Origin of the sequence: Yersinia pekkanenii (genome assembly GCF_001152565.1) — a bacterium.
Taxonomy (GTDB): domain Bacteria; phylum Pseudomonadota; class Gammaproteobacteria; order Enterobacterales; family Enterobacteriaceae; genus Yersinia; species Yersinia pekkanenii.
In genome coordinates, this window is the sequence record NZ_CQAZ01000030.1 from 1 (window position 1) to 19,201 (window position 19,201).

The following is a 19,201-nucleotide window of genomic DNA, read 5'->3' on the forward strand; positions in this document are numbered from 1 at the left end:
GCTAACACAGCTATAGTGCCAAGAACAAAGGAAAGTCCTCAACGTCATTGGCGCTATAGCAAGGCAGCAAACGAGCAAATCCCGATGAGCTGACTCAAGTCAGTGATTCGGGTGAGTGAGAGCAGCTAACACAGCTATAGTGCCAAGGACGAAGAGGAATTTAGTGGCGTTTGCCGTCGTCATCTTCGTCCACTAACTCTTCTTCGTCGAACTCGCCGTCTTCGTCATCTTCTGCGTTCGGATCTTCGTAGTAAGTGCCCCAACCGTCGTAATTCACGCCACAAGTTTCAGCCAAGGCCATGAGCTGTTCAACCTGCGCATCAATGATTTCAGCATTTAGAGCAACTTCGCTAATCACATCACAGCACATCACCATAGAGCCGTCTTCTATTTCCAGCTCCTCTGCATCTGTCACTTCATAACCCAGCTTAAATGCTTCAACAGCAGCCTTCTCCAGCACGTCGAACTTCTCGGCAGAAAGGTGGTGTTCGATAGTGTACAGCGCATCTGGATCGCTGCCATCGTCCAGCAGTTCTTCGATGATCAACCGGGTCTCGTCACGTTGTTCGTCCAGCTTTTCGCGGTTTGCCATGCCTTTATCCTCAGTCAATGGTCTTCGTATGGCGCTATTTTCCCACACCCACGCTATTGCCTCCACTATAAACGCGAAAGATTTATTGATTAGGGTTGTAATTGAATATTTATACCTATAAATTGAATTTAAATTCATATTGAAATTCAATTAAACCCAAAATAATTGGTGTTGCAACCAGGCAGCAAGCATTACGGGGTACATGGAGATAAGCACTATGAGTCAGTTCTATAAACGTCACTTTCTAAGGTTACTGGATTTTACTCCCACCGAGATTATTGCCCTGTTGGATTTGGCTGCTGAGTTGAAGCATGCCAAGAAATCAGGCAAAGAACAGCAAAAATTGGCAGGTAAGAATATCGCGCTCATCTTCGAAAAAGACTCGACTCGTACCCGATGCTCTTTCGAAGTTGCCGCATATGATCAAGGTGCACGCGTGACTTACCTCGGCCCAGGGGGGAGCCAAATCGGGCATAAAGAATCAATTAAAGATACCGCCCGGGTATTGGGCCGCATGTATGACGGTATTCAATATCGTGGTCACGGCCAAGAAGTGGTTGAAACATTAGCTGAATTTGCCGGTGTGCCGGTGTGGAATGGTCTAACCAATGAATTCCATCCAACCCAACTACTGGCTGATTTACTGACCATGCAGGAACATTTGCCGGGTAAGGCTTTAGCTGAGATGACATTTGCCTATCTTGGCGATGCGCGTAACAACATGGGTAACACTATGCTGGAGGCGGCGACACTGGTCGGGATGGATTTGCGTTTAGTCGCGCCTAAAGCGTGCTGGCCAGAGGCTAAACTGGTTGCTACCTGTCAGGCACTGGCCCAGAAAACCGGGGCGAAAATAACACTAACCGACGATATTGCCGAAGGCGTGAAAGGCGCAGACTTCCTGTATACCGATGTTTGGGTATCGATGGGCGAACCAAAAGAAGTGTGGCAGGAACGTGTGGCATTGCTCAAACCGTATCAGGTCAATATGAATGTGGTAAAACTGACCGGTAACCCACAGGTCAAATTCCTCCACTGCTTGCCCGCATTCCACGATGACCAAACGACCGTAGGTAAGCAAATGGCAGAGCTTTATGACTTACCGGGCGGTATGGAAGTCACCAACGAAGTATTTGAATCTGCGCATAGCATCGTGTTTGATCAGGCCGAAAACCGCCTACACACCATCAAAGCCGTGATGGTCGCGACATTGGGACAGGTATAAAAACACGCAATTTTTTGCTGATGAATCGCCCCATCAATAGGCGTTATTGGCGCAGATAGTTTGGACGCAACCCGCGCGGAAAAAACGGAGCGTACACGTAGTACGTGAGTATTTCGAGCACTGCTTGCGTCCAAAATAGCAAGTAAAATAGCCTATTTTACCGATATCTTCACTACCGCTTTGCGCACATTGGCCGGCTCGCCCACCGCACATAATGGCTTATGTACTTCCCCTGGGTAGAACACTACGAAATCACCGGGTTGCATCACAAATTGCTTCTCATCGATACCTGAAGGCAAAAAGGCAATATCTTTGTCAGCCAGCCAGTCGATATCAGGTTTACCCGCAGGAAAGTGACTGAACGTCATCCCCTCAACACCAGCCAGCACGATCTGGATATCCAGATATTTAGCGTGATATTCCGCCCGGCGATTTTCCAGATGATCCGTGCTGTCATTGGAGATCAATATAAAAAGATCATTGCCATCGATATCATGCTTACCTAGCGGGGTATCTGCGGTGATATGTTTTTTGACATATTCAATCGCATCTTTCAATTGCGCAGGCAGATAAGGTAACAATTCTAAATGATGAATATTTCCGCTGATCATGATTTTCTCTTGTGTATAAATTAAGTGAAATGACGTTTCATTATAACCGGTTCACTCGTCATACAGTGGGAAGTGTTTAACATTTATTAATTTTAATCGGAAGCGTGGTGATTATTATGCGGGTTACTACCGTCGGTTTAAAATCACCGCATAATCATTACTTTTCTGTAATACCTCCTTATCACTAATTGTTATAACAAATAACTGTTGAGACTTTGACCACCGACAATAAAGCTACTATCGTGAGAAACTGTGATGAAATAGTTTAAAAAACAATAATTTCCTAGCAATGTTATCTATCTATACTAAAAACACACGATGGTCGTAATCTATTTCGGGGAGTCTTAATGAAAGCTAAAATTCTGTCATTACTCGTTCTGACAGCACTATCTGGCAGTGTGCTGGCAGCAACACCGCCAGATACTCTGGTCGTAGTACAATCCCTAGATGATATCGTCAGCCTTGATCCGGCTGAAAGTAATGAACTCTCCAGTATTCAAACCGTGCCAAGTCTATATCAGCGCCTGGTACAGGCCGATCGTGATAACCCGGAAAAAGTTGTGCCAATTCTTGCTGAAAGCTGGCAAGGCGACGCCGCCGCCAAAACCCTCACGGTGAAATTGCGCCCAGAAGCCGTATTTTCATCCGGTAATCCGGTAACGGCCGATGACGTGATTTTCTCCTTTACTCGCGCCATCAAAATGAACCGTTCACCGGCCTTTATCCTTAACGTTCTGGGCTGGGATGCGAGTAACATCGATCAACATCTGAAAAAGATTGATAAAAATACCGTGCAGCTAAGCTGGAGCGCAGATGTTAGCCCGGCAGTTGCCCTGAATATCTTATCAACCCCTATCGCCTCGATTGTTGATAAAAAAGCCGTCACCGCCAATGTTAAAAATGACGATTACGGTAATGCCTGGTTAAAAATGCATTCAGCCGGTAGCGGCCCGTTCAAAATGCGTGTTTATCAGCCGCATCAGGCTATCGTGCTGGATGCCAACCCGACATCACCGGGTGATAAACCACTGATTAAAAATATCATTATTAAAAATGTACCCGATCCAAGCGCCCGCCGACTGCTGATTCAGCAAGGTGATGCCGATATCGCCCGTGAATTGGGGCCGGATCAGACTGCCGCGCTGAAAGCTCAGGCTGGCGTCAAAGTGGTTGAGATCCCCTCGGCGGAACAAAACTATTTAGTGTTTAACACCGCCAATCCAGCTAACCCACTGCTGAGCAAACCTGAGTTCTGGCAAGCTGCTCGCTATTTAGTTGATTATAAAGGTATTACCAAAGATCTGCTGAAAGGCCAGTATTTCGTGCATCAAAGCTTCCTGCCGGTCGGTTTACCCGGCGCGCTGGAAAGCAACCCGTTCACCTTTGATCCGGCCAAAGCCAAAGAGATCCTGGCTAAAGCCGGTATTAAGGATGCCACCTTGACGCTGGATGTTGAGAATAAACCTCCGTTTATCACCATCGCTCAATCGTTGCAGGCAAGCTTTGCTCAAGGCGGTGTAAAACTGGTGTTACTGCCAGCGGCAGGTAGCCAGGTGTACGGCCGGGTACGTGCCAAGCAACATCAGTCTGCTATCCGCCTGTGGATCCCGGATTACTTCGATGCGCATTCCAATGCCAGCGCCTTTGCCTATAACGACGGTAAGAGCAGCACGGTTGCCGGTTTAAACGGTTGGGTTATTCCTGAACTGAATAAACAAACACTGGCGGCGGTCGCTGAGGCAGACCCGGCCAAACGCACTGCGCTCTATACTAAGTTGCAGGAAGAGTTGCAACAGAACTCGCCTTATATCTTTATTGATCAAGCCAAAGCACAAGTGGTGTTGCGAGATAATGTAAAAGGCTACCAACAAGGTCTAAATGCAGATATGGTCTATTATGATCGAGTGAGCAAATAGCGCTGACTTATCAATAAAGTCCATTTAACGCGAGCACGTCGATGTCTTTAGCACTAAATAATACGCCGGGAACCCAATCCCGGCGTCGTCTTTGGGGGGGTTTACAGGGTTTATTTACCCTGGCCCTAACCTTATTCGGTCTACTGGTTATCACCTTTTTCCTGTCGGCATTGTCGCCAGTGGATCGGGTGTTACAAATCGTGGGCGACCACGCCAGCGAGGCAACCTATCAACAAGTTCAACACCAACTTGGGCTGGATAGACCATTATGGGTGCAGTTTTGGCATTATTTGCTGCAACTGGCTCATGGAGATCTGGGTACGGCCAGTGCCAGCGGCCAACCTGTACTGCAAGATCTGCTGACGGTTTTCCCTGCAACATTAGAGCTGGCAACGCTGTCGCTGATAATAGGCGCGGCACTCGGGGTTATCCTCGGTTTGTTATGCGCTCGTTGGGCCGGTAGCAAGCTAGATGCCACCATTCGCTTTATCACCCTGCTGGGTAACTCAGTACCGATCTTCTGGCTCGGCTTATTGATGTTGCTGCTGTTTTACACCCGCTTGCAATGGAGCCCCGGCCCCGGTCGTCTCGATGATATTTATCAATATACCGTGGAAGCGAAGACCGGTTTTGCGCTGATCGACACCTGGCGTTCTGGCGATGCCGGTGCTTTTGGCAATGCCATCGCCCATTTGATTTTGCCGGTCGCCCTGCTCTCTTACTATGCACTGGCCAGTATTACCCGCCTAACGCGTTCGGCCTGCCTGAGTGAACTGAATAAAGAGTACATTACGCTGGCGAGAGCTAAAGGCGCAGGTGAGATGCGGATCCTGCTGATGCATGTGTTGCCCAATATTCGAGGCACACTGTTGACGGTGATTGGGCTGGCCTATACCAGTATGCTGGAAGGCGCGGTATTAACCGAAACCGTTTTTGCCTGGCCGGGGATTGGCCGCTACCTCACCAGTGCGCTGTTTGCTGGTGATACCACAGCCATTATGGGCGGAACGCTGTTGCTCGGGATGTGCTTTATTTTGATTAACAATGTGACGGATCTGCTGGTCCGCCTGCTGGATCCGAGAACGCGCTGATATGTCGATACCGATAACAAAAATCTGCCACACGCTGAAGCATTCCCCCGCCACCAGCATTGGGCTATTTATTCTCTCCTTGCTGGTGATAATCGCGATTTTCGCTCCGTGGCTAGCCCCACAAGATCCCAACTGGCAAAATGCGGCCGATCGGTTACTGCCTCCAGGCGCAGCAGGACACTGGCTAGGTACCGATAGCTATGGTCGCGATATGCTGTCGCGCCTGATTTACGGTACTCGCCCAACATTGGGGCTGGTACTGCTGGTCACGGTGATCACGCTACCACTGGGGCTGCTGGTCGGTGTGCTGTCTGGTTATTATGGCGGTTGGCTCGAACGTATTTTGATGCGCGTCACCGATGTGGTGATGTCAATGCCACGGCTGATTCTGGCCTTTGCCTTCGTCGCCATGCTTGGCCCTGGTTTGATTAACGGTGCATTGGCACTGGCGCTGACCACTTGGCCAGCCTATGCCCGTCAGGCCAGAGCCGAGATTCAATTACTGCGTAAAAGCGACTATCTGGCCGCGGCTGAAATGATGGGGATCAAGGGGCTGCGTCTGCTATGGGGCCATATTTTACCCATGTGCCTCCCTTCAGCAGTGGTACGCCTGGCACTGGATCTGGCGGGCATTATTTTGGCCGCAGCCGGCTTAGGCTTCCTGGGCTTGGGTGCGCGCCCACCGATGTCCGAATGGGGATCAATGGTCGCTGACGGTATGCAGGTTATCTTCGATCAATGGTGGATTGCCGCGATCCCAGGCTGCGCTATCTTGCTCAGCAGCATGGCATTTAATCTGTTAGGCGATGGCCTGCGCGATATTTTGGACCCTCACCATGACGGATAAAATTTTTGTCGTCGATAATTTGTGTGTCGATTTCCAGCAACAAAGGGTGGTGGATAACATTTCGTTCCATCTCGGTCACGAGCGCGTCGCGTTAGTGGGTGAATCTGGCTCGGGTAAGTCAATTACCGCCAGAGCGTTGATGGGATTAGTCCGTTCGCCGGGGAAAGTCAGCGCTAAAAAGTTGAGTTATTACTCTGACAATACCGATGAACAAGGTCACCCCGGCCAGGTTATCGAACACCATTTACTTGAGCTGAAATCTAAACAATGGGGCGCATTACGTGGCCGTGAAATTGCCATGGTGCTGCAAGACCCCCGTTATGCACTGAATCCGGTGCGAACCGTGGGTAAGCAAATTGAAGAGTCCTTGCTGCTGCATAATGCACTTTCCGCTGCCGATACTCACGAAAGGGTATTAAATGCGCTGGCCTCAGTCGGATTAAACGAAAGCGCCTACCACCACTACCCCGGCCAACTTTCCGGCGGAATGGGGCAACGGGCGATGTTAGCCATAGCCCTAGTGAATAACCCACGAGTATTAATTGCTGACGAACCGACATCGGCCTTGGATGCCAAATTGCGCAACCAGATCCTTGAGCTGATTGTCGAACAGACCGAACAGCGCAATATGAGTTTGCTGTTGATCAGCCATGATCTGCCGTTGGTAGCAGAGCATTGCCATCGTGTGCTCGTGATGTATCAGGGGAAACTGGTGGATCAAGGCGCAGCGGCAGATTTACCTCACTCGACCCATCCCTATACCCATACGCTATGGGCTTGTCGCCCAAATGCCAGCACCTATGGCACTGAGCTACCGGTATTGGATCGCAGCGCTGATTTCACTGGAGGTTCCCGTGGCACTGATTGAAGTCAATAATCTACAGGTGAGTTTCGCCCAGAAAAATCAGGTGAAAACGGCGGTTGAGTCAGTCAGCTTTAAGGTGGAAGCCGGTGAGACATTCAGCCTGATCGGGGCATCCGGCTGTGGTAAATCGACCGTGTTACGTACACTGGCCGGTTTACAGCGAGCATGGCAAGGCGAGATAACCTTACTGGGCAAACCGTTACAACCGGGACAGCGTTTTACCGGCCAACTGCGTAAAGAAGTGCAGATGGTGTTTCAAGACCCTTATGCCTCGCTACATCCTCAGCATAATATTCAGCGCACACTGGGTGAGCCTTTAAAGATCCACGGCGAGCAGAATATTCAGCAGCGGATCGATGAAGCCTTAGAGCAAGTGGGTCTACCGGCATCTGCGGCACAGCGATTCCCCCATCAATTCTCCGGTGGCCAACGTCAACGTATTGCCATCGCCCGCGCCCTACTACTGCGACCAAAATTATTGCTGCTGGATGAGCCAACCTCAGCGTTGGACATGTCAGTTCAGGCGGAAATTCTCAATCTACTCAATCATTTGAAACGCGAGCACGGAATGACCTATCTGTTGGTCAGCCATGACAGTGATGTGGTGGCGCATATGTCCGAGCGCGCGGCAATGATGGCGAGTGGCAGGATAGTAAGGGAGTTTTCACGCAGCGATTTAGAACTTGCCGAACATTTTATGGGGTAAAAGGTTTGTTTTCTAATCAGACACTGGATAGGCCCAAGTTTCTGATTACTAACGATACATAAGGTATCGGTAAAGAACTCTTTCCAAATCTTGTTTCATACTGACAAAAGCCAGTATTTCCACAGTTTGACCATCATAGTCATATATGACGCGGTACTCACTGTCGGGATCCAGCCGTTCACGGAATTGTACACCGCTATCTGATAACATTGAGTTAAAACGATAGCGGATCGGATCTTCACTGATCGCTGTTATTGATGATATCAATAAATTATCTACGAATTCTCCAGCCTTAACCGGCCCCATAGTGCCGCTTTTAAAGGATTCAATATCCTTAAGAGTCCATTCTGCTGCTGGTGATATAATTATTTGGGGCATTCCTAACCTCAATATTACTTGCGCGCTTCGCGCAGCTTCCTTAGTGTCTCTTCAGGCGACATACCTTGCTGGTTTTTAATATCCTGTTTAGCCAACATAACCAGCTTCAGCAGGGCATTTGATTGGCGCTCAATATGACGCTCTCTAATCTCTGCTTCCCTTTCCGCTGCGGGTTGGACAAACAACTCAGCGACGCCATTTTTTGTGACAAAAACACCGCCGTCAAAAAGCTCAGGCGATCCCAGCCCTTCTCTCGCTGCTTTTTGAGACATTGTCGTGGTCATAGTAATTTCTCCTTCAATCGCCACCTATGCTCCAGCAAGCTAACATCTGTTCAATGAAATATCAAATTTATACTAAATTTGTACACGCCTTGATCCACAGACAATTCCCATCCTGTCCCCTCACTGAACAGGGTGTAACCCTTAACGCCAATTTCCTTGTTCTAGGTCAATTTTGTTTGCCGATACCTATATATAGTGCTTAAAGTAATTCAAGCATCTATATGTAGTAGTTATCCACAAATCCATCCACACCCCCTCGCAGCCCTTATGTACTGCGGTTTGCCTTGTGGATAACCTTAGCTACAAGCGACAGGAGCGATATTTTGAAAACAGTAGTGATTAAACGGGACGGTTGTCAGGTACCTTTTGATGAGGTGCGTATCAAGGAAGCCGTCGAACGTGCAGCCTTGGCTGTTGGCGTTGTAGACGCAGATTATTGTGCAACTGTTGCCCGTGTGGTCGCTCAGACGATGGAAAACCAGCCAAAGGTTGATATCCGCGATATCCAAAATGCGGTAGAAAACCAACTGATGGCCGGTCAGTACAAGCAGCTAGCCCGAGCCTATATCGAGTATCGTCATGACCGGGATATCTCGCGGGAGTTGCGCGGTCGCCTGAATCAGGAAATCCGGGGTTTGGTAGAGCAAAGTAACCAAGCACTACTTAACGAAAATGCCAATAAAGACAGTAAAGTTATCCCTACACAACGCGATCTGCTGGCCGGTATTGTCGCTAAGCATTACGCCAAACAGCATATTTTGCCGCGCGATGTGGTATTAGCCCATGAGCGTGGTGAGATCCACTATCACGATTTGGATTACGCGCCGTTTTTCCCAATGTTCAACTGTATGTTGATTGATCTCGATGGCATGCTGACCAAAGGCTTTAAAATGGGTAACGCGGAAATCGAACCGCCAAAATCCATTTCTACCGCTACCGCAGTGACGGCACAAATTATCGCGCAGGTCGCCAGCCATATCTATGGCGGTACCACCATTAACCGCATCGATGAAGTTCTGGCCCCGTTTGTCACTGAAAGTTTTAACAAACATAAAGCGGTGGCTGAAGAGTGGCAGATCCCTGATGCCGCCGGTTATGCTATGTCGCGCACCGAAAAAGAGTGCTACGACGCGTTCCAATCACTGGAATATGAAGTTAATACCCTGCATACCGCTAATGGCCAAACACCATTTGTCACCTTTGGATTCGGGCTGGGGACTCGTTGGCAGTCACGCATGATACAGCAGGCTATTTTGCGTAACCGTATTGCCGGTTTGGGCAAAAACCGTAAAACCGCGGTATTCCCGAAACTGGTGTTTGCCATCCGCGATGGTCTGAACCACACATTCGGCGATGCCAATTACGATATTAAACAGTTGGCACTGGCGTGCGCGACCAAACGTATGTATCCGGATATTCTTAATTATGATCAAGTGGTTAAAGTGACTGGCTCCTTTAAAACCCCCATGGGCTGCCGCAGCTTCCTGGGGGTGTATGAAGAAGATGGCAAACAGATCCATGATGGTCGTAATAATCTGGGGGTTATCAGTCTTAACCTGCCGCGTATCGCACTGGAAGCACAAGGTGATGAAGAGACATTCTGGCAATTGTTAGATGAGCGCCTGCTGTTAGCCAAGAAAGCGCTGATGACGCGTATTGCTCGTCTGGAAGGGATCAAAGCACGAGTCGCCCCCATTCTGTATATGGAAGGGGCTTGCGGTGTACGTTTGCAGGCAGATGACAATATCTCAGAAATCTTTAAAAATGGCCGTGCGTCAATCTCGCTAGGCTTTATCGGCATTCATGAAACCGTTAATGCACTGTTTGGTCATCAAACCCATGTGTTTGATAACCAGAAGTTACGTGAGAAAGCCGTCGCTATCGTCGAACGTATGAGACAAGCGACGGATAGCTGGAAAGATGAAACCGGCTATGCCTTTAGCTTATACAGCACCCCCAGTGAAAACCTGTGTGACCGTTTCTGTCGCCTTGATACCGCAGAGTTTGGCGTGGTAGAAGGGGTAACGGATAAAGGCTATTACACCAACAGCTTCCATTTGGATGTTGAGAAGAAAGTTAACCCGTACGACAAACTGGACTTCGAGGCACCTTACCCTCCATTGGCTAACGGCGGTTTCATCTGTTATGGCGAGTATCCTAACTTGCAGCATAACCTGCGGGCGCTGGAAGATGTCTGGGATTACAGCTACAGCCGGGTACCCTATTACGGCACCAACACGCCGATCGATGAATGCTATGAATGTGGCTTTACCGGTGAGTTTTCCTGTACTAGCAAAGGTTTTACCTGCCCGAAATGCGGTAATCATGAACCCTCTAAAGTGTCGGTAACCCGTCGGGTATGTGGTTATTTGGGCAGCCCCGACGCACGGCCATTTAACGCCGGCAAACAAGAAGAAGTGAAGCGCCGCGTTAAACATCTGGCGAACGGGCAATTGGGCTGACCACTAAACACCATTACCCAAAGTCATTGGAGTTGCAGGTAGGCGGCAAGCCAACACCCCTGCAGCGCCAAGTACAAAGGGAGGCACCGATGATTAACTACCATCAATACTACCCGGTCGACGTCATCAACGGTCCCGGCACCCGTTGCACGCTGTTTGTCTCTGGCTGCGTGCACCAATGTATGGGTTGTTATAACAAAAGTACCTGGCGACTCAATTCGGGTAAGCCGTTTACCCGTGAAATGGAAGATAGGATAATTGCCGATCTGAATGACTCCCGTATCCGCCGACAAGGGTTATCCCTCTCCGGTGGTGATCCGTTGCATCCTAAAAATCTATCCGCCATCCTGCAACTGGTAAAGCGAGTGCGTCATGAGTGTGACGGCAAAGATATCTGGCTCTGGAGCGGTTATACATTGGCCGAACTGACCGACGAGCAACAGCAAGTGGTGTCATTGATCAATGTGCTGATCGACGGAAAATTCGTGCAAGATCTGAAAGATCCTGCACTTATCTGGCGTGGCAGCGGCAATCAGGTTATTCACTATCTGCGCAAGTAAGATAGCCTTAATCAATTAACGACGTTATCGGTCAACATAGACGTAGCATTTGCTTCCACTACCATCACCGCCAGAACCTGAACCACCGGCTGTTTGATAATACGAAAACTTTTGTGCCCGTGTATCGAGCATGTGATTAGAGCGCCCTCACTGAGTGAGTCGCGACAAACAGTTTACTGCGGGGGAAATTCAGCCTTTTTTGCTTACAGACTACCACATAGCTCATGTTCGGGGGCGATTTCCATCACACCACTGACGTGGCAATCGCCCATGATAATCAGACGATTGCCCTCTTATGATCAACGCTGCTGCATCTGAGCGGAGGTTAAGATGGTCACTCCTTCTTTCGGTGGCGCAAAAGCTTGATCCAGTAGTGCCTGCGCCACATCTTTGCCTTTAATCAAGCGCCATTTATCTGGCAATAAGGCAAACAGTGGGGCGCTGAGGCTTTCCATCAGCCTCGGGGTAGCACGCTGACCGGCTAACATTGAAGGACGGGCAAAAGTGAGTTGTGGCCAGCCCTGAGTTTGTAAATCCCGCTCAGCTTCACCTTTGGTGCGGTTATAAAACAGCCATGATTTCGGATTAGCGCCCATGGCGCTCACCAGCAAAAAATGTCGCGCGCCCAAACGCCGGCCGGTTTCTCCCGCCGCCAGTACCAAGCGATAATCCACCTGCCGAAACGCCGCCTGACTGCCCGCCTGCTTACGCGTGGTGCCTAAACAGCAAAACACCAAATCCACCGGTTCAGTCAGCGTTTTCAGCAATTCAGCCAGATTCTGGCCTTGCGGATTGATCAGTTTATTCATCACTGGCAGTGGGTTACGGGTTGGTGCAATGATAGATGTCACGCGCGCATCCAAACGTAACAAACGCAGTAATTCGCCGCCCACCAGGCCACTTGCGCCCAGTAATAATACCTTCGCCATCTGACCCCCAATAAATACTAACGCCGCCCACAACCAGGGATAGCCTGGAAAAAAGTTGATTAAGAAAGAAAATAAATTATCGTAATCGTTCACTTGCGAGGTTATAAACATCGCGGTGTTCACGTTTACCGACTGCAACCACGGCAATAACTAAACAATCTTCAATGACTTGATAAACTAACCTAAAACCGGATGCCCGTAATTTTATTTTATAGCAGTCCGGTAATCCCCGTAATTTTGCTGACGAAATAGGGGGGTTCTCACAACATTTTTTAAGTTTTTTAGCCAACTGTTGTTGAATGACTTTATCGATATTTCCCCATTCCTTTAGGGCATCACCTCTAAATTCTGATAATTTCTTGATCATCAAGGGCATCTAACATTCTTTCATAGAGTTCTGCGGGAATACAATAGAACGCAGGCTGGTTTCTGTTCAGGATAGCCCGCATCTGCTTTGACAGTTGCCATAGGGTTTTTCTTTAATTCACTTACGCTTGCACTAGTATCACTTAAAATTATATTAGCCATAACATCCTCATTAGGAAACCTATTAACAGGTCTTAATATAGATTTAAAAGACCTATTAACAAGTCTTTTAGTTCGTCAACTCAAGCATAATCCGCATGAGACCAATACAGTTTCTTGCCAAAGCCAAGGGTGTTGTTGGTCATTTTTATTTCCAGCAGCGTTAACTGCCAGAGAGGAGCAGAAGCGACTTTAGCAACCGGGAAGCGGCGGCAATAGCGCTGGCGGGCAATGTGTTCAGCATCACCGCTTAATTCGCTTATTTCAGCACGGTATTGAATGCCTTTGATAAGCGCTATCGTGCGGGGTTGGGTGGCGATAGTGCCGACAACCTGGGGGTTTATCTGCATCAGTTCGCCATGACGGGTGTGTTTTTCTGTCATCAAAAACAGCGCCATCTGGGTTTCATCAAACACATAAAAACAGTTGGCGCACCACATATCCATACCGCTGCCAGCGCACAATGTCAGCACATGTCGCTGGCGCAGGAAGCGGTTAATGATAGACAAGTCATCAGGATTATTCAGGTCACTCATTATTCACCACACCTTCCGGCTTAAAAACAGCCCTGAGTGTACATCAACTTTGACGCTATAAACTTTGACGCTATAAACTTTGCCGCGATTAACGTTGACCCGATTAATTCTGCCACAACAGACGATCACGGGATGTCAGGGTTTCTGCTGGGAAGGTGGCGAGCACCGCATGATAACGTTTGGCGTCCGTCGGGTAACCCCGTGCGGCCTGTAATAACAGCCGCAAGGCACTGTCATAGTCGATACCACGCAAATCGCGGTAGGGCCACAACTCCGGTTCAGCAATAAACGGCAGCAGATAATCAATCCCCTGCTGAACCTTGCGGCCATCTTGTATCCATTCCCAGCGATCAATTTCGACATGTTCACCGTAGCGACATAGCAGCAGATGGGCTTCCAAATTGAACAAGGAGTAATGGAACGGCACGGTGCGTTCCAGTTCCATCCACTGTTTGCCATCTTGAGCAATCTGCGCCGCCAACCGCTGGGTGATGCCTTGCTGGATAATGGTGGTTACCAAACCGCGATCGCCATAAAACATGGCATTGGCCGCGCGCTGTACGTCATACCAGGTCCCGTGGTTGTTGTGCCAGACATACTCGGAATGGCCCACTTCGCTGTGGAACATCCAATGGTTAAAATCACGGAACCATTGCTGTAATACCGCAGTATCTTCGGTATCGAGCAGCTTGGCCGGCGATATTAAACCGAGGGTATCAATCACCATCCACATCAGGCGGGTATCAATCAGGCCGGTACCACGACCAGAAACGATACCAGGAATGGCCTGACCGTAATTAAGATGCGGATTCATGCGCGTTTTGGCATCTAAAAACCAGCAACGTATCTGCTCGGCAGCCACCTGCGCATAACGGCTATTCCCGGTAAAATAGTAGGCCAGTCCCAGCGTCAGGCAGCGATCACACATCCGTTCAATACGCTGAGTATCAGTATCGTCATTTTGGCTCTGCGGGTTGGTATGCCCATCGCGACGCACATAGGGTAAACCATTAGGCTTGCGCGGATTCGGCCACCAATAAGTGCCAAAGCTGTAGTAGTCGTGAATATCACCACTGACCGGTAGTCGCTTTTTATCGGTCACACTTTCCGGCAGCTGATCACGCAATACATCGGCTTCACTTAATAACCGGCGTAACGCCGGTTGCAAAGGTGAAAAAGGCTGCTGCAATACGGCTTTCGCTTTGATCAGGCAATTCAGATCCAGCGTGTACAGTTTTATTGACGTAACCGACGTTTTTATTGGCGTCACCGAGGTGTTCATGGGCGTCTTCCTTATGCAGCCTGACAGGCAACCCGTAAGCCGGTGGCAGCATCAAAAATGTGAATACCGGCAAGTTTAGGTTGCAGATAGACCGTCTCCCCGGCATTCACCGCCAAACGCTGTTTGAAGACCGAGGTAAAGCGGCCACCGCCAGTGCTACAAAATAGCTGCATATCCGAGCCGGTATTCTCAATCGCAGTGATGGTCGCTTTCAGCGCACTGGCACTGTGCGCCGCATCCACCACGTTGACCTGCTCTGGCCGAATGGCGTACACCACGTTTTGCCCATCGCTCAACTGCAAGCCAGCAGGCAGTGTCAGCAATGACCCATCCTCCAGCCGCAGCAGGAATTTATCATCCTGTTGCACTACAGAGCCTTTCAATTGATTGATCTCCGGTGATCCGATAAACCCCGCGACGAACAAGTTAGCCGGACGATCGTACAAGTCCAACGGCGATCCGACCTGCTCAATGCGCCCTTCGCGCAGTACCACGATCATCTGACCCATGGTCATCGCTTCAATCTGATCATGGGTGACATAAACAGAGGTGGTTTTCAGCCGCTGATGCAATTCGCGGATCTCACCACGCACTTGAGTACGCAATTTGGCGTCCAGATTCGATAATGGTTCATCAAACAGGAATACCTGTGGGTTACGCACGATAGCCCGCCCCATAGCAACGCGCTGACGCTGACCACCGGATAAATCTTTCGGCAAACGCTCCAGAAGAGCCTGTAAGCCTAATAACTCTGCCGTGGTTTCGACCTTGTTATTGACCTCTGCTTTGGACATTTTGGCCATTTTCAGCGCAAACCCCATGTTCTCGCGCACCGTCATCTGCGGATACAGGGCATAACTTTGGAACACCATGGCGATATCGCGCATCTTAGGTTCGACGTCGGTGACATCTTTGTCATTGATGTCTACCGTGCCGCCGGAGATCTCCTCCAGCCCGGCGATCATCCGCAGTAAGGTGGATTTTCCGCAGCCACTCGGGCCAACTAACACGCAGAACTCACCGTCAGGGATTTCCAGCGATACATCGCGGATCACATGGGTGTCACCGTAAGATTTACAGACATTTTTAAGTACAACCGATCCCATTTTGTTTCTCCCTAGCCTTTAACCGCGCCAGACATGATCCCGCGATTGAAATGTTTTTGCAGACCCAGATACACGATGATGCTCGGCAGCATCGCCAATAGGGTGATGGCAATAAAGATGTTCGGTGTGATGCTCTCGTCAGTACGTAGCGTGCCGAGGATCACCGGAATGGTATTCAGACTGTCCTGATTAACCACAATCAGTGGTAACAGATATTGATCCCAAATCATGATAAAACCGAAGGTCACCACCGTGCCCAAGGCCGGTTTAACCAATGGCAGGATCACATGGAAGAAAATTTGCCATTCGCTGGCGCCATCAATGCGTGCCGCCTCTTCCAGTTCTTTTGGGATAGCAGCCATAAACTCAGTCAAAACAAAAATTGAGAAGGCCCAACCGACGACCGGCAGGATCATGCCCAAATAGCTGTTGTACAACGAGGAATCGATAATCGGCAGTTGCCAGTTGATGATCATATAGAGCGGAATGGCGATCACTTCTTCCGGCAGCATCATAGTCGACAGAATGACCAAACTTATCAGCGAGACGCCGACAAACTTTTTACGTGCCAGCGCATAAGCTGCCAGTGCACTGACTGACACCTGTAGAACGGTGCCAAAGAACACCACGATGATGGAATTCAGCAGATATTGCCAGACACCGATATCCATCCAGGCAAAGATAAAGTTGTCCCACGAGAACTGGTTTGGCCATGCCAGCAGCTCACCGGGCTTGACGGGTGCCCCGCTGAATGCGGTCGCAATAATGCCCCAATACGGGCCAACAAAGACAATCAGTAACAGACCATAAATTATCCAGCGGCCGATACTGTTCCAACTTTTACTTTTCATTACCAGTCTCCGGCTCGGGTTAGTAACGGGCGATGCGCTTTTTCAAGGTGAGGTGACAAATCGTCAATATCACAGTGAACGCGAATAACAGGAAAGACACCGCAGAGGCATAACCATAATCAAACTGCTCAAAGCCCAGTTTGTAGATATGGGTCATGATCATTTCCGTCGCATTAGACGGGCCGCCGCCGGTGGTGGCATACACTTCAGCAAACACCCGGAAACCACGGATAAACGACAGCATCAGTACCACTGAAAGCGCCGGGATCATGCCCGGTAACGTGACGTAACGCAGGCGATTCCACCAGTTAGCGCCATCCACATTCGAGGCGTCGTACAAATCACGGCTAATGCCTACCAACCCGGCAATAAAGATAACCATGTTATAAGGCACGGCTTTCCAGATATGCAGCATCATGACAGTCCACAGCGCCTGATCGGTATCGGCCAAGAAACCCTGCGCTTCAATACTGAACCATGACAGAACATGGTTCACTACGCCGTTACTGGTCGGGTTAAACAGAATTCGCCACATTTCGGCGACAATAGCCGCACTGGTTACCGCTGGCAGGAAGATAGCGGTGCGGATAAAGCGCAGATGCCGGGCCGGACCTTCCAATAGCATGGCTAAAAAGAAGGCGATAAACGCGGCCACCACCATGGTGACCACCACATATAACAGGGTGTTGAACACTGCAGAGTGCAGTGCTTCATCACCCCAAGCGCGGGAGAAGTTGGCAAACCCGACCCACTCATTTGGCTGGTTAAAGTTAACCTTGTAAAAACTCATCACCAGCCCTTGCAGCATCGGAATGAATTTAAACCAGGTGAAGATGACCAGTGCCGGGGCCAGGAACAACCACGGAACCAGATTACGTTTCAGTCGGGGGGTTAGCGTTATCATGTGTCACTCACTGCCCTAAGACATTCTGTTTAGCCAATTCAGCGTTCACTTTTTGATTCACGGCTTTTAATTCAGCCGGGATATCACTGTCACAATTGGCTAAGATGCGGTTGAAACCTTCAGCAGTGACCTGACGAATTGGCGTCCAGTTAGGCACTTGTGGGATATAGCGGCCATGTTCGGCGTACAAATCAGCAAACATTGCCCAGCGCGGATCGTCATAAACGGCTTTAGTATCAACTTGCTTGTTAATCGACAAACGCACGACCGGCATATTATTGCTGCCCATTCCCATGCCGATCTGTTGTCCTTCCGGTGAGATCATGAACTCAATAAATTTCTGAGCGGCTGCTTTTTTCTGGCTGCTTTTCATCAAAAATACCGTGGTGCCTTCAGCCAGTGTCGCCTGTCCCTTTGGTCCGGTCGGCGGTGGGATCACTTCAAAAGCGTCTTTGCCGGGATCTTTATCAAACAAAGCAATGTGATAAGGGCCGGAGAAGAACATGCCGCTTTGACCGGAGCGGAACGATGGAATGGCATCTGCGGTGGTCGCGTTGATGGCTCCCGGCTGTACCGTTTTGTCACATACCATGCCACGCATGAAACTCAGTGTTTCAGTAGCTGCGGGCTCGTCCAGCGAGGCTTTAAATTTGCCTTCACTGGTTGGGCGAATAAAATCACCGCCTGCCTGCCAGAGATAGGAACTGATAAACCAACTGGCATAACCACGGGTGGTTGAACCTGGCAAAATAAAGCCATAGGTATCGTTCTTACCGTTGCCATCCGGGTCATTAAAAGTAAATGCTTTCGCTAATGCACTGATATCTTGCCAATCTTTAGGCTGTTCTAACCCCAGCTTTTCCCGCCAGTCTTTACGGACAAACAGCGCGAAGGTTTGAGCTGAAGTAGGCACTCCGTAATATTTACCATCAATATATTGGGCACTTTTCCAGGCGGTATCGAAGATGTCTTCTCCGCCAATGATATTTTTCGGTTCAATCGGCTCGACAATACCCAACTGAACAAACTGCCCGATGGCTACTGCATCGTTAAAAATCAGATCCGGCAGCGCATTACCCGCTGCGGCTCGTGCCAGACGCTGTTCAAAATCGGTCGTCGCATTGAAATATTCAATCTTGATGCCGGTTTTCTTTTCAAAAGTGTCGGCTTCTTTTTTATAAATATTCTTAGAATCATTACTGGCGCGGATCCACACCTGCAATGTTTCTGCTGCGTGAAGAGAAGGGATCCCCATGGCTAAATAAGTTAACAACAGCAAAGATTTTATTTTTACTTTTGACATTATCATTTTTGTCTTCATCTCAGCGTCCTCGTTGAAATCTAATTTTTATGAATTTACCCAGAAGTTTAAATAGCAGAATAAAATCACGAAACACTCGATAACATTAGAACCCAGAGGAAAACAAAAAACTACACCATAAAAAACAAAACTTAATTCCATTTTAATATTTATGCTTAAGATCACATTTACAAAATAGCAAAAATAATAACTAAAAACAAAATATTGATA

General features: G+C 49.0%; 20 protein-coding genes and 1 pseudogene. 8 read left to right on the plus strand and 13 right to left on the minus strand.

Annotation, left to right across the window (positions count from 1 at the left end):
* Positions 1-160: 160 nt before the first annotated feature.
* Complete coding sequence (gene rraB / locus AEP37_RS15115; RefSeq protein WP_049614115.1) at positions 161-592, minus strand: ribonuclease E inhibitor RraB; 432 nt, start codon at positions 590-592, stop codon at positions 161-163.
* 217 nt (positions 593-809) lie between these two features.
* On the opposite strand from rraB, the gene argF reads away from it, so the two are divergent.
* Positions 810-1,817 (plus strand): ornithine carbamoyltransferase, encoded by a 1,008-nt coding sequence (gene argF / locus AEP37_RS15120; protein ID WP_049614116.1) that lies wholly within the window; start codon positions 810-812, stop codon positions 1,815-1,817.
* 152 nt (positions 1,818-1,969) lie between these two features.
* Here argF and AEP37_RS15125 read toward each other — a convergent pair whose 3' ends face one another.
* Positions 1,970-2,428: a YhcH/YjgK/YiaL family protein gene (locus tag AEP37_RS15125; protein ID WP_049614117.1), complete on the minus strand. Its 459-nt coding sequence runs from the start codon at positions 2,426-2,428 to the stop codon at positions 1,970-1,972.
* A 347-nt stretch (positions 2,429-2,775) separates the two neighbouring features.
* On the opposite strand from AEP37_RS15125, the gene AEP37_RS15130 reads away from it, so the two are divergent.
* The 5 genes from AEP37_RS15130 to AEP37_RS15150 are packed head-to-tail and all read left to right on the plus strand — an operon-like array spanning position 2,776 to position 7,853.
* A complete protein-coding gene (locus AEP37_RS15130; protein WP_049614118.1) occupies positions 2,776-4,344 on the plus strand; it encodes an ABC transporter substrate-binding protein in 1,569 nt (522 codons plus the stop codon).
* 41 nt (positions 4,345-4,385) lie between these two features.
* On the plus strand, positions 4,386-5,435 hold the full coding sequence (locus AEP37_RS15135; RefSeq protein ID WP_049614119.1) for an ABC transporter permease: 1,050 nt from the start codon (positions 4,386-4,388) through the stop codon (positions 5,433-5,435).
* A gap of 7 nt (positions 5,436-5,442) precedes the next feature.
* Positions 5,443-6,282 (plus strand): ABC transporter permease, encoded by an 840-nt coding sequence (locus AEP37_RS15140; RefSeq protein WP_082170822.1) that lies wholly within the window; start codon positions 5,443-5,445, stop codon positions 6,280-6,282.
* Entirely contained in the window at positions 6,272-7,150 is an 879-nt protein-coding gene (locus AEP37_RS15145; RefSeq protein WP_049614121.1) for an ABC transporter ATP-binding protein, read from the plus strand. Before AEP37_RS15140 ends, AEP37_RS15145 begins: the two co-directional genes overlap by 11 nt.
* On the plus strand, positions 7,137-7,853 hold the full coding sequence (locus AEP37_RS15150) for an ABC transporter ATP-binding protein (protein ID WP_049614122.1): 717 nt from the start codon (positions 7,137-7,139) through the stop codon (positions 7,851-7,853). Before AEP37_RS15145 ends, AEP37_RS15150 begins: the two co-directional genes overlap by 14 nt.
* 48 nt (positions 7,854-7,901) lie before the next feature.
* On the opposite strand, the gene AEP37_RS15155 is transcribed toward AEP37_RS15150, so the two are convergent.
* Positions 7,902-8,231, minus strand: a complete 330-nt coding sequence (locus tag AEP37_RS15155; RefSeq protein ID WP_049614123.1) for a type II toxin-antitoxin system RelE/ParE family toxin — start codon at positions 8,229-8,231, stop codon at positions 7,902-7,904.
* Between the two features lie 14 nt (positions 8,232-8,245).
* On the minus strand, positions 8,246-8,515 hold the full coding sequence (locus AEP37_RS15160) for a hypothetical protein (protein WP_049614124.1): 270 nt from the start codon (positions 8,513-8,515) through the stop codon (positions 8,246-8,248).
* A gap of 323 nt (positions 8,516-8,838) precedes the next feature.
* On the opposite strand from AEP37_RS15160, the gene nrdD reads away from it, so the two are divergent.
* Together nrdD and nrdG are read left to right on the plus strand one after the other, a co-directional pair.
* Positions 8,839-10,977, plus strand: coding sequence for an anaerobic ribonucleoside-triphosphate reductase (gene nrdD / locus AEP37_RS15165; protein WP_049614125.1), 2,139 nt, complete (start codon positions 8,839-8,841; stop codon positions 10,975-10,977).
* A gap of 92 nt (positions 10,978-11,069) precedes the next feature.
* The gene (gene nrdG / locus AEP37_RS15170) at positions 11,070-11,537 is read left to right on the plus strand and encodes an anaerobic ribonucleoside-triphosphate reductase-activating protein (RefSeq protein ID WP_049614159.1); all 468 of its coding nucleotides are present in this window, start codon (positions 11,070-11,072) and stop codon (positions 11,535-11,537) included.
* Between the two features lie 299 nt (positions 11,538-11,836).
* On the opposite strand, the gene AEP37_RS15175 is transcribed toward nrdG, so the two are convergent.
* The 9 genes and pseudogenes from AEP37_RS15175 to AEP37_RS15210 form a co-directional block, all read right to left on the minus strand.
* Positions 11,837-12,466: a Rossmann-fold NAD(P)-binding domain-containing protein gene (locus AEP37_RS15175; RefSeq protein WP_049614160.1), complete on the minus strand. Its 630-nt coding sequence runs from the start codon at positions 12,464-12,466 to the stop codon at positions 11,837-11,839.
* A gap of 76 nt (positions 12,467-12,542) precedes the next feature.
* On the minus strand, positions 12,543-12,833 hold the full coding sequence (locus AEP37_RS15180) for a type II toxin-antitoxin system RelE family toxin (protein ID WP_049614161.1): 291 nt from the start codon (positions 12,831-12,833) through the stop codon (positions 12,543-12,545).
* Positions 12,808-12,994, minus strand: a pseudogene (locus AEP37_RS24305) (type II toxin-antitoxin system Phd/YefM family antitoxin). Before AEP37_RS24305 ends, AEP37_RS15180 begins: the two are co-directional and overlap by 26 nt.
* Before the next feature lie 80 nt (positions 12,995-13,074).
* Positions 13,075-13,527, minus strand: a complete 453-nt coding sequence (locus AEP37_RS15185) for a YhbP family protein (protein ID WP_049614126.1) — start codon at positions 13,525-13,527, stop codon at positions 13,075-13,077.
* Between the two features lie 103 nt (positions 13,528-13,630).
* Positions 13,631-14,797, minus strand: a complete 1,167-nt coding sequence (locus AEP37_RS15190) for an alginate lyase family protein (RefSeq protein WP_049614162.1) — start codon at positions 14,795-14,797, stop codon at positions 13,631-13,633.
* A gap of 23 nt (positions 14,798-14,820) precedes the next feature.
* A complete protein-coding gene (locus tag AEP37_RS15195; protein ID WP_049614127.1) occupies positions 14,821-15,915 on the minus strand; it encodes an ABC transporter ATP-binding protein in 1,095 nt (364 codons plus the stop codon).
* 11 nt (positions 15,916-15,926) lie between these two features.
* On the minus strand, positions 15,927-16,766 hold the full coding sequence (locus tag AEP37_RS15200) for a carbohydrate ABC transporter permease (protein ID WP_049614128.1): 840 nt from the start codon (positions 16,764-16,766) through the stop codon (positions 15,927-15,929).
* Positions 16,767-16,785: 19 nt separating this feature from the next.
* Positions 16,786-17,670, minus strand: a complete 885-nt coding sequence (locus AEP37_RS15205; RefSeq protein WP_049614129.1) for a carbohydrate ABC transporter permease — start codon at positions 17,668-17,670, stop codon at positions 16,786-16,788.
* A 7-nt stretch (positions 17,671-17,677) separates the two neighbouring features.
* Complete coding sequence (locus AEP37_RS15210; RefSeq protein WP_049614130.1) at positions 17,678-18,991, minus strand: ABC transporter substrate-binding protein; 1,314 nt, start codon at positions 18,989-18,991, stop codon at positions 17,678-17,680.
* Positions 18,992-19,201 lie beyond the last annotated feature (210 nt).

Excerpts from the sequence above, each read along its gene's own strand:
- AEP37_RS15205 (WP_049614129.1), bottom strand. The coding sequence starts at position 17,670 with ATGATAACGCTAACCCCCCGACTGAAACGTAATCTGGTTCCGTGGTTG.
- AEP37_RS15160 (WP_049614124.1), bottom strand. The coding sequence starts at position 8,515 with ATGACCACGACAATGTCTCAAAAAGCAGCGAGAGAAGGGCTGGGATCG.
- AEP37_RS15195 (WP_049614127.1), bottom strand. The coding sequence starts at position 15,915 with ATGGGATCGGTTGTACTTAAAAATGTCTGTAAATCTTACGGTGACACC.
- AEP37_RS15125 (WP_049614117.1), bottom strand. The coding sequence starts at position 2,428 with ATGATCAGCGGAAATATTCATCATTTAGAATTGTTACCTTATCTGCCT.
- AEP37_RS15185 (WP_049614126.1), bottom strand. The coding sequence starts at position 13,527 with ATGAGTGACCTGAATAATCCTGATGACTTGTCTATCATTAACCGCTTC.
- AEP37_RS15130 (WP_049614118.1), top strand. The coding sequence starts at position 2,776 with ATGAAAGCTAAAATTCTGTCATTACTCGTTCTGACAGCACTATCTGGC.
- AEP37_RS15200 (WP_049614128.1), bottom strand. The coding sequence starts at position 16,766 with ATGAAAAGTAAAAGTTGGAACAGTATCGGCCGCTGGATAATTTATGGT.
- AEP37_RS15145 (WP_049614121.1), top strand. The coding sequence starts at position 6,272 with ATGACGGATAAAATTTTTGTCGTCGATAATTTGTGTGTCGATTTCCAG.
- AEP37_RS15210 (WP_049614130.1), bottom strand. The coding sequence starts at position 18,991 with ATGAAGACAAAAATGATAATGTCAAAAGTAAAAATAAAATCTTTGCTG.
- argF (WP_049614116.1), top strand. The coding sequence starts at position 810 with ATGAGTCAGTTCTATAAACGTCACTTTCTAAGGTTACTGGATTTTACT.
- rraB (WP_049614115.1), bottom strand. The coding sequence starts at position 592 with ATGGCAAACCGCGAAAAGCTGGACGAACAACGTGACGAGACCCGGTTG.
- AEP37_RS15180 (WP_049614161.1), bottom strand. The coding sequence starts at position 12,833 with ATGATCAAGAAATTATCAGAATTTAGAGGTGATGCCCTAAAGGAATGG.
- AEP37_RS15175 (WP_049614160.1), bottom strand. The coding sequence starts at position 12,466 with ATGGCGAAGGTATTATTACTGGGCGCAAGTGGCCTGGTGGGCGGCGAA.
- AEP37_RS15135 (WP_049614119.1), top strand. The coding sequence starts at position 4,386 with ATGTCTTTAGCACTAAATAATACGCCGGGAACCCAATCCCGGCGTCGT.
- AEP37_RS15155 (WP_049614123.1), bottom strand. The coding sequence starts at position 8,231 with ATGCCCCAAATAATTATATCACCAGCAGCAGAATGGACTCTTAAGGAT.